Raw genomic sequence first — 10,255 nt, forward strand, 5'->3', positions numbered from 1 at the left:
CTCGGTCGCCTTCGACACGGAGGAGTCCGAAGACGTGCGCGAGGAAGCCTTCACCGCGTGGGCGGGTCACCCGACGGTGACGGTCGCGTACCTCGCCGACCTCTACGGAGAGATTTCGGAGCCCTTCCTGAAGATGCAGGCCATCTACGCCATCTTCGAGCGGGCCGATGCCGACTCCGAAGCCCCTCGGGTGCTGATGGAACTGATCCGCAACGAACCCGACCATGAGGTGCGGGAGCGCGGCATCTACTGGCTCGGCCGCACGGGATCCGAAGAAGCGGTGGACTTCCTCCTCGAATTGCTGCGCCCTCCGGTCGCGGATACACTGCCTTCTCCGGCCACCGATACGGTGCCCAGGCGACCGGGATAAGACGCAGCAAAGGAGTCCCGATGAAGTTCGGGCGCGCGGTGCCCTGCATGATCCTGCTCCTCGCCGCGACGGCGGCGCCGGGCCTCGGCCAAGTGATCGAAGGGCCCGACGGACCGGTCGAGTTCGTCGGGTTGCAGGAGTGGACCGCGCGCGAACTCTTCGACGCGATCCAGGAACTGGCTCCCGGCCAGCCGTTCCACGCCTGCGCCGCCGTCATGGAGCGCGATCTCGGATTCGCCGAGGCGGCCGCCATGTCGTACAGAACGATGGGATCTGACGAGGTCTACACGGTCGTGGTCGGCGTGGAAGACGCCACACGCGTCCGCCCTCGCGCGATCGGTCGCGAGACCCTCGTTCTGCCGGAGGCGCTTGAAAGCCTGAAGGCGATCGCGGAGGAGAACCCCGGGCTGCTGTACGACGCAGCCCAGGCTCTCTACGCGCGGGGCGATCCGGACCGCACGAGCCAGGTCGCGGAGTGGTTCGGGATCGACGCCGAAGCTCTCGCCGAGGTCTGGAGTCTCCTCGACCGCGCGGACCGGAGACGCGACCACAGCCTCGCCCTCGAACTCGTGGCGAGGGATGCCTCCTGGCAAACGCGCGAGGTTGCCACGCTCGTACTCAGCAACTTCGTGGACCGCGACCCGTCGTGGCACGCGCTCGTCCTTACCCTGACTGATCCGGAGGGCCGGGTTGCCGCAATGGCCGGCGGCGTGCTCAAGGGGCTGACCGCCTTCGACGCCTCGCCGCGCCCGGTGGACTGGACTCCGGCGGAAGAGTCTCTGCTGGCGCTCTTCGGCGGGACGAACCCGTGGGAGTTCGATACGACGCTCCGGGCCCTCGTCGCGACGGGCATCGCCCCCGAGTTCGGCCGGCAGCTGGCCAGCGAACGACCCGACCTCCTGCTCGCCTACGCGGGAGCCGAGCACCGCGGGACGCGCGCGCCGGCCATCACCTTCCTCCAGGCCATCAGCGGCGAGGACTTCGGCACGGATGTCGAGGCCTGGACCGCATGGATCCACGGCCAGCCCGACTGACGCGCACGGACTGACGCGCAACCAAAGCCGCCGCTGACCGTGTCCCCGGTTCGGTGCGGCTGAACCGAATCCAAATCCGGGGGGAGAGCGTCATGCGTCAGTGGTTCCGTGCAGGTACGTGCCTTCCACTCCTGACCCTCGTCGTCGCCTTCGTCGCCGCCTTTGTTGCCGCCTGCGGTCGGGACGATGTCGCGGGCCCCGGTGTTTTCACGCCCGAACTCATCAGCACGGCGGCCGTACCGCTGAGCGAAAGCGAGGAAGTCGCGCTGCTCGCGGACGAGCGCACGGCCTGCGTCATCGACTCCTACGAGGGGCGGGTCCGCTGCGTGACGAGGGAAGGCGGCGTCGTCGGCGTCTTCGGGCGCGAGGGCGAGGGCCCCGGCGAGTTCATCGATCCCGCGTATCTCGCGCGCGGAGAGGCGGGAACCGTCGGCGTGCTGGATTCCGACCTGGGCCGCTTCACGGTCTTCGAGCCGTCGGGCGCCTGGGTGTCGGATGTGATGCTGCCGGAGGTGTTCCAGCCCTTCCCGTCGTTCGGCGCCGCGGTTTCCGGCGTGTCGCTGGACTACATGGTGATGCTCGGCCGGATGTCCGGATCGCTGATGACCCGGTACGACGTGGACCTCGCCTCGGGGGAGGTCGTCGGGCAGGAAGAGTCGCCGGCCGGTCCGTGGGACATCGAGTGCGAGCAAGTCGTCTACGGCATCCCGGACCCGGCGGGGGGCTGGGCGTTCGTGGCCTGCGAAGGGCACCTGATCTTCGTCGGCGGCGCCGGCGACGCCACCGTGCTCCGCGCGCCGCTGTACGTCCCGGAACTCCCGAACGAGCAGGACGTGGCCCGAACGGAAGAGGAACTGCTGGCCCTCAACAGGTCGCAGGGCCTCCCGCGCACGCCCGCCACCGACGAGGCGTTGGAGCGCTACCGCGCCACTCCGAAGAACTACTATCTGCGCGCGGGCGAGCAGGTGTTCGACGCCGCCAACCGCTACTGGATCGCCACCCAGCGCGACCAGCACGAATGGTCCTGGCTGGACGTGTACGAGGATTCCGCATACCTCGGATCGGTGCGGGTGAGGGACCGGCTCCGCGCCTTCGACCTCCTGGGGCCGACGCTGGTCGTGCTGGTCGACCGGCAGGTCGGCCCGGACGACGGCGACGGCATTCCCGACCGGGCCCTCGACTGGTACGACATCGCCGACCTGCCCTTCGCCCGGTGAGGCGCCGCGCACAGCCGCTGAGCCGCCTACTCACGCCGAGCCGCATACCGATCCTGGCGGCGGCCTTCGCCGCCTGCGGGGGGGAGCCCCGGCTTACCGGCGACATCGGGGTCCAGGTCCGGGACAGCGCCGGGGTGCGGATCGTCGAGTATGCCGGCCGGCCGGAGGGCGAGGCGCCCTTCGCTCTGGCGGCGGAACCGCGGTACCGGCACGGGGCGAACCCCGGCGACTACGAATTCCAGTTCGTCGACGCCGGCCGGCTCATGCCGGATGGAAGCGCCGTCGTCGCCTGGTACAGCGGCATGGTCGTCCTGGGCCCGGACGGCACGACGCACGAGGTGCTCGCCACGGCCGGAGAAGGACCGGGCGAAGTCATCTCCCCCCACGCGCTGTTCGTCCCGGGCCAGGACAGCGTCCTCGTGCCCGATGATCGCCTGTCCCGCCTCACGCTCTTCGTCGGCGACTCGGTCGCGCGCATCTCGAGCCTCCCTCGGGCGGGGCACTTCGGCGTGGCCGGGATCGGTTCAGCCGGCGAGCTGCTGCTTTGGAACCGACACCCCGCCAGCCTCTGGATCGACATCGACACCGAGTGGCTCGCCGGGCACATGACCCTGTTCGATATCGAAACCGGCGCCCTCGACACCGTTGCGTCGTACGACCACTTCCCGAGGCAGCGGTCGGGAGAGGAATCCCCGATCATCCGGCCCATGGGCGAGGTCACGGTGGCCGCGGGGCGGTTCGTCTACACCCGATCCGACAGGCCCGAGGTCACCTGGCGCCTGCCGGACGGCACGATAACCCAGATCGTGCGCTGGCGACCCGGGCCCAACCTGCTCGCCGAGGAACTCCTGGAGCACGGCGAGACCTATATCCGGGCGCTCTACCGCAGACACCGTGTAGGGTCCGAAGCCCGGCGCGAGGAGATCATCCGGGAAGACATGGCCGCGTATCGCGCCATGATCGGCCAGCCGGTCCCGTTCTTCGGCACCCCCTTCGCCGACGCCGACGGCAACGTATGGCTGCCCTCCTACCGCCCGGCCTACCCGGAAGAGGGCTCCCCCTACACCATCATCTCCCCCAACGGCGAGTGGCTGGGCCAGGTCGAGACCCCACCCCGCTTCCGAATCCTCGACGTGACCGAAGACCTCGTCCTCGCCGTCCTCCGCGACGACCTGGACGTAGAAAGCGTCGCCGTGTACGAGCTCATCTCCGCGCAACCAAGGCGTCGTTGATCGTGTCTCCGGTTCGGTGCGGCTGAACCGACCCCGCCTTCCTTCCCTGGACACGTCATGACAATCCGAATGGCGCGAACGATGCGGACGCTGCGGGCCACGCCCGCGCTCATCCTCGGCTCCCTCTCTGCGGCGTGCGGCGGCGGCGGCGACGGTGGCGGCCTGCAAAGCACGGTGCGTGACAGTGCCGGGGTTACGATCGTCGAAAACCAGCGGCCTCCGCTCGACTCGCGGCTGGGGTGGCGGGTCGGTCTCGAGGCCACCGTGTCGATCGGGACGGCGGAGGGTGACCCTGCCTACGAACTCTTCCGCGTCGGCGGCGCGATGCGCCTCTCGGACGGACGGATCGTGGTTGCCAACGCGGGGACCGGCGAACTCCGCGTGTACGACGCGAACGGCGTCCACCTCGCGTCGTGGGGTGGCCAGGGCGACGGTCCCGGCGAATTCGGAGCCATGGCGCCGCAGGGGTTGAAGCCGTGGCCGGGCGACTCGCTGATGGCCAGGGACCCGTTCAGCGGCCGGATCTCCATCTTCTCCATGGATGGAACGTTCGGTCGCGCTCTCAGGCCGGAGGGCGGCTACCCGTCGGTCGTCGGACCGCTGCCGGACGGGAGCGTCTTCGCCGCCACGCTCACGACGTTCGAGCGCGGTGAGCCGGGCACCTCGGAGATCATCCGACCGGATGTGGAGTACGGCATCCTCCGAGCGGACGGGAGCGTGCAGCGGGACTTGGGCGCGTACCCCGGATCGGAACTGTACATGGTGAACACGGTCGACGGATCGCCTTTTCCCCGCCCCTATCCCTTCAGTCGCAATGCGTACCCGCTCGTCTGGGCGGATCTGGTCGTCATAACCACCAACGACCGGTACGAGATCCGCGCGTACCGGCCCGATGGGTCGCTCGCGAGGATCGTCCGCCGCGACCACGAGGCCCGCGCGCCGACCCGGGGCGACCTGCGCGACTACGTCGCCCGGCAGAACCCCGACCGTCCCGAGGCGCTGGACGCGGTCGGCGACATGCCGCTCGTCGAGGCCTTCCCCGCCTTCGCCTCTGTGCACGTCGACCGGCTGGGATACCTCTGGGTCCGGGAATACCGGCTGCCGGGAGAGCGGCACCGGCTATGGACCGTGTTCGATCCGGACGGTCGCCTCCTCGGGCTCGTGGAGATGCCGGGGAGCTTCTCCGTCGAGGAGATCGGCGAGGACTACATCCTCGGCTCGCGGGATGACGAACTCGACGTCGAGTACGTTGAGTCCTGGCCCCTCGACCGCTCCGGCTCGTGAAGCCCCGAATCCCGGTCGCGGTCGCGCTGCTCACGGTCGCGCTGCTCGCGGGCGTCGCCGCGTGCGCGGATGAACCGCCCGCTCCGCCTCCCGAGATCCCGGTCTTCGAGGGGGCGATCGACCTCGAGATCGGCGAGGTGGAGGGGGAAGATCCCTACCTCTTCACGAGAATCGGCTCCGTCGTGGCGGACGACCGCGGGCGGGTGATCGTCGCGGACTACCAGACGCACGAGGTGCGGGTGTTCGAGGCGGACGGGCGCTTCGCCTTCCGTTTGGGAGGCCAGGGGGACGGTCCCGGCGAGCTGACGAACCCCTGCTGCATGACGTTCGGGCCCGATGGACTCCTGTGGGTGCGGGAGAGCGCCCGCTACAGCGCGTTCAGGCTCGGCGACGACGGCGCGGAGTACGCGCGCAGCCTCAGGAGCGTCAACGCCTCCTTCAACCTGGTCGCTCCGGTCACCTTCGACGCCGAGGGCCGGCTCGTGGACCTCGGCATGGCGGCCGGCGAAACCCGGCTAACGCGCTTCCACCTGGGTCCGGGCATGGCCGTGGACACGGTCCCGATGGCGACGGCCGAGGAGCAGGCCACCGGCTTCAGCCCCGTCGACATCAGGATAGGAGACCAGGCCGCCACATTCTTCGTCTACCAGCCCTTCGGTCCGCTGTGGATTCACGGGCACGGGCCGGGCGGCTGGTGGGCCACGGCCGTCAACTCCGCGTACGCGATCGCGCTCCACCATCCCGACGGGAGCACGTCGCGCCTCGAGGCGCCGCTGCAGGGACCGGAGTTGAGTCCGGACGAGCGCCGCCGCGCGCAGGCCCGGATCGACCAGGAGAAGGAGAGGTTCGACCTGCGCGAACACCCGTTCGGTGTCCCCGACCGCAAGCCGGTCCTGGCCGAACTCTTCTTCGACCGCGCCGGCCGGCTGTGGGTGGAGAAGACGGGGGTCGACGGAGATGAGATGCGCGAGGCCGACGTCTATCGCGAGGGCACGCTGGAGGCGCGATACCGCTGGCCGCGCGGGGTCAGCAACCTCGCATACCCCGCCTGGGTCACCGAAACGGAACTCTACGGCACGACGCGCGACTCGCTCGACGTCTCGCGCGCCGCCCGCGTCCGCTTCACCCGAATCCCGTAGCGGGAGGAACACATGAACAACGTCCGCAGGACGACGATCCTGGTTGCCGCCGCCTTGTGGATCCGGTGCGATACGGCGTCCGGCGCCTCGCCCCAGGACTTCCAGGTACGCGACAGCGCGGGCGTCGAGATCGTCGAGAACCGCGACGATATCCCGGAGTTCGGCCTGCCGGGGCCGGCGACGTTGCGCCTGGGAAGACAGGACGGTCCGCCCGAATACCAGATGTTCCGCGTCCCCGACGCCCTCGAACTGGACGACGGATCCGTCGTCGTGGTGAGCCAGATCGAGCCCCTGATCCGCATCTTCGCCACAGATGGCACGCTCCGGGCGCACTTCGGGTCTCTCGGCGAAGGCCCGCGCGAATTCGGTCTCCCGCAGAGGGTGTGGAAGGCGGGGTCCGATTCCCTCGTCATCTATGACTGGCGCAATCGACGCCTCGCCTACTGGACCGCGGGCGGGAGCTTCCTCTCGGTAAACCCGATGCGCCCGCTCCCGGCCGCCCCGCTGCCCGGAGGGCGCTTCCGGGACGGGACCGTACTCGTTACCAGCCTGCTGATGACGCGAGCGCGGGACTTCGCCTGGTCGCCGCTCATCGGCCTCCGCTACGCCGGGTCCGGAGCGCTGCGGGACACGGTGTTCAACGTCCCGGGATGGCACCTCGGACCCGTCGACATCGGGGGGGAAACGCGGCTCCTGCCCCGGCACTTCGAAGGTCTGGCCGGTGCGGCGGCCCTGGACGACGCCATCGCGCTGACGACGGGCAACGCGTACGAGGTCAGGATCCTGGATCCCGACGGGCGGCTGACCCGACGGATCCGCTGGACGGGGCGCGACCGGACCGTCACCCGGGCGCACGTGGACGCGGCGCGGGAGGAGACGATCCAGGGCGCGCCCCCCGAGGCGCGGCAGCAGGCGGCGAGGTTCTTCGACGCCGCGCCGGCCGCCGAGGCGTTCGGTACCGTGTCCGGACTTCGCGCCACTCCGGCCGGCGGCCTCTGGGTGCAGGAGTGGAGCCGCCCCGGCGATCCGGACGGCGAGCGCTGGCTCGCCTTTGACGGCGCAGGGCGTCTTCTCGGTCGCATCGCGCTCCCCGCGCGCACCAGGCTGACCCGCGTTGGCGAGCGGCATCTCATCGTCATTGAGCAAGACGAACTCGACATCGAATACGTCTCCCTCTACCCCCTTCCCACGGCACTGCAGGATATTGGAGGACGTATGTGAGACCCCGGAATCTGGAGCGCCATACCATGCGGAACATCGTTCGCGGCGGGTCGTTCGCGATGGCGGCCTTCCTCGCAGCCGCCGGGAGCGCCCGAGGCATGGACGCTGGCCTTCAGGCGGTGGTGCGGGACAGTGCGGGTGTGACGATCGTGGAGAACGAGGCGCCCGCGGCGGACACGCGGGTCGGCTGGGGGATCGGGGCGGAGCCCGCGCTCTCGATCGGGGCCGTCGAGGGCGACCCCGCGTACGAACTGTTTCGGGTGGCGGACGCGACGCGCCTGCCGGATGGAAGGATCCTCGTCGCCAACGCGGGTTCCGGCGAACTGCGGGCGTTCGACGCCTCCGGGACCCATCTGCAGTCCTGGGGCGGGCAGGGCGAGGGGCCGGGGGAGTTCAGCCTCGGCGCTCCTTCCGGAGTCGGGGCCTGGCCCGGCGACTCCATCTCGGCGTCGGACACTGGCGAGCGGCGGTTCTCCGTCTTCGACGCGAACGGAGAACTCGGCCGCACCTCCCGGCTGCCGGATCCCTACCAGAGCCTGGCCGGAGTTCTGCCGGACGGGAAGCTGGTCGTCGTGTCCTCATCCGGGTTTCGCTTCACCGGTGGCGAGTTCCCGGACGGCCTGTCGCGGCGGGAGGTGGAGTACGCGGTCGTCGAGCCGGACGGCGGCGTGCATGCGACGCTGGGCACGCATCCCGGCAGCGAGTGGGCGGCCAGTGCCGAAGACATGTCCGTCCGGCCGCACCCCTTCGGCCGCAACCCGATCTCCGCCGTGTGGGGCGACCTGGTCGTGCTAGGCACGAACGACCGCTACGAATTCCGGGCCCACGCCACCGACGGCCGGCTGGCGAGGATCGTGCGGCTGGAGCACGAGGCCCGGCGCCCGACCCGCGCGGACCTCAACGCCCATTTCGCCCGGCGGTACGAGAACCTGTCCGGCCCGGAACGGTCCGCCGCGCTGGCCGACGTGGCCGACATGCCGCTGACCGACGCCTTCCCGGCCTTCACCAGCATCCGCGTGGACGAACTCGATCACCTCTGGGTCGAGGAATACCGCCACGCCGGCGAAACGCGCCGGATCTGGACCGTATTCGACCCCGCGGGCCGCGTCCTCGGCCGCCTGGAGACCCCGCCGGGCCTGCGCATCTTCGAAATCGGCCCCGACTACCTCCTCGGCGCCACTTACGACGAATTCCAGATCGAATACGTCCAACTCTGGCCCCTCACCCGCTCCAACCCCTGAGAGTTCCGGCCCCGCCTCACTGATCAGGGACGTTGGCGACGCCGCCACCCGACGGTCCGCCGCCGCCAGCCCACGTCCAGCACCGAGCAGTCCGGCCCGCGCTTCACTTCCACGACTTCTGCGTCGGAGATCAGTCGCCGGGACGTTCCCGCGGGAACGCCTACAGCTACCCCTCGGCGGCCCGGTGGTCCGTCCCTCCCTCGGCGATCTGCTTGATGGCGGCCCGTTCGATCCTGCCGAGCAGTTCAACGAGGGTTTCGGCTTCGGCCGGGAGCAGGTTTCGATGGATGACCTGCTTGATCACCGCCTCGAGCCGGGGCGCGAAGTCGACGAGCACTTCGCGTCCGCGCGGAGTGAGGGCCACCTGCGACGCCCGGCGATCGTTCGGGTCTGCGCTGCGCCGGACGAGACCCGCCGCTTCGGCCCGGTCGATCATTCGCGAGACGTGACTGGGACTCAGGAGCAACCGACGGCTCAGGTCGACGCCGCGAAGGCGGTTGCCGGGTGCCTGGTCCAACCGCACGAGCAGGTCGATCAGGGTCGGATCGTAACCGGTGGGGGCGACCGCGCTCCGGTCGATAAGCCGGCCGAGCGCGATCTGGGCCGACAGCATCGCCCCCGACGGGCGGAGCGCGTCCGGCGAGAGGATGCTCGGCTGCACGGGAAGGTCCTCCATGCCAACCACAATAGTCCCCTTGACAACGATTGTCAACGCACGCATCTTACGTGTGTAAGCAACAATTGTTTACACACGCAAACTCTGCAAGGAGGCCAGAAATGCCCGTAGCAACCCGCGATCCGAGGACCGACCATCTGCTGTCACCGGAGAACTCGGCCCTCGTGCTGATCGACTACCAGCCGAGCCTGGTCGCCGGGACCCATTCGATCGAACGTCCCGTGCTCGTGAACAACGTCGTCGCCATGGCGAAAGCGGCGAAGTTGTACGATCTCCCGACGGTCCTCTCGACCATCGGCGTGGCCGCCGGCTACCAGGAGGACACCATTCCCGAGCTCCGGGAGATCCTCGCCGGCGTCGAGACCATCGACCGGAGCACCGTGGACGCGTGGGACACGCCGGCGTTCCGCGAGGCGGTGGAGGCCACCGGCCGGCGCAGGATCATCATGGCCGCGCTCTGGACGGAAGTGTGCCTCGCGTACCCGGCGCTCGACATGCTGCGGGAGGGCTATGAGATCTACGCCCTGTCGGACGTCTCCGGCGGCACCACCCTCGACGCGCACGAGCGCGGCATGCAGCGGCTGATCCAGGCCGGGGCCGTGCCGGTCACCTGGGAGGCCGTCATGGCCGAGCTGGGACGTCTCGGCTCCTACGACGTGGGCGGGTTCGTCGAGATCATGAACGAACACCTCCCCGGGAGCGTTCCATCCGCGTAACCCGGCCGTCTCGCCTCGCGGGTCATTTCCCGGTTGGCTTCGATCACCAGGGCGATGGCTTCGCGGAGGTTGGACCGCACTTCTGGCAGTGGCGCTGCTGAGCCTGCTGGCGGCGCTGCCCGCCA

General features: G+C 69.7%; 10 protein-coding genes. 9 read left to right on the top strand and 1 reads right to left on the bottom strand.

The features are described from left to right. The 8 genes from OXN85_04195 to OXN85_04230 form a co-directional block, all read left to right on the top strand. On the top strand, nucleotides 1–370 hold a 370-nt coding region (locus OXN85_04195; GenBank protein ID MCY3599157.1), incomplete at its 5' end, for a HEAT repeat domain-containing protein. 20 nt (nucleotides 371–390) lie between these two features. Continuing rightward, entirely contained in the window at nucleotides 391–1,404 is a 1,014-nt protein-coding gene (locus OXN85_04200; GenBank protein ID MCY3599158.1) for a hypothetical protein, read from the top strand. 92 nt (nucleotides 1,405–1,496) lie between these two features. Next, a complete protein-coding gene (locus OXN85_04205; GenBank protein MCY3599159.1) occupies nucleotides 1,497–2,621 on the top strand; it encodes a hypothetical protein in 1,125 nt (374 codons plus the stop codon). Beyond that, nucleotides 2,618–3,853: a hypothetical protein gene (locus tag OXN85_04210; GenBank protein MCY3599160.1), complete on the top strand. Its 1,236-nt coding sequence runs from the start codon at nucleotides 2,618–2,620 to the stop codon at nucleotides 3,851–3,853. Before OXN85_04205 ends, OXN85_04210 begins: the two co-directional genes overlap by 4 nt. A 57-nt stretch (nucleotides 3,854–3,910) precedes the next feature. Further along, nucleotides 3,911–5,137, top strand: a complete 1,227-nt coding sequence (locus OXN85_04215; GenBank protein ID MCY3599161.1) for a hypothetical protein — start codon at nucleotides 3,911–3,913, stop codon at nucleotides 5,135–5,137. Then, entirely contained in the window at nucleotides 5,134–6,276 is a 1,143-nt protein-coding gene (locus tag OXN85_04220) for a 6-bladed beta-propeller (protein MCY3599162.1), read from the top strand. Before OXN85_04215 ends, OXN85_04220 begins: the two co-directional genes overlap by 4 nt. Nucleotides 6,277–6,288: 12 nt before the next feature. After that, nucleotides 6,289–7,497: a hypothetical protein gene (locus OXN85_04225; GenBank protein MCY3599163.1), complete on the top strand. Its 1,209-nt coding sequence runs from the start codon at nucleotides 6,289–6,291 to the stop codon at nucleotides 7,495–7,497. 26 nt (nucleotides 7,498–7,523) lie between these two features. Then, on the top strand, nucleotides 7,524–8,738 hold the full coding sequence (locus OXN85_04230; GenBank protein MCY3599164.1) for a hypothetical protein: 1,215 nt from the start codon (nucleotides 7,524–7,526) through the stop codon (nucleotides 8,736–8,738). 166 nt (nucleotides 8,739–8,904) lie between these two features. On the opposite strand, the gene OXN85_04235 is transcribed toward OXN85_04230, so the two are convergent. After that, nucleotides 8,905–9,399, bottom strand: a complete 495-nt coding sequence (locus OXN85_04235; protein ID MCY3599165.1) for a MarR family transcriptional regulator — start codon at nucleotides 9,397–9,399, stop codon at nucleotides 8,905–8,907. Between the two features lie 116 nt (nucleotides 9,400–9,515). On the opposite strand from OXN85_04235, the gene OXN85_04240 reads away from it, so the two are divergent. Next, nucleotides 9,516–10,130: a hydrolase gene (locus tag OXN85_04240; GenBank protein MCY3599166.1), complete on the top strand. Its 615-nt coding sequence runs from the start codon at nucleotides 9,516–9,518 to the stop codon at nucleotides 10,128–10,130. Nucleotides 10,131–10,255 lie beyond the last annotated feature (125 nt).

It is taken from the genome of Candidatus Palauibacter australiensis (assembly GCA_026705295.1).
GTDB lineage: Bacteria > Gemmatimonadota > Gemmatimonadetes > Palauibacterales > Palauibacteraceae > Palauibacter > Palauibacter australiensis.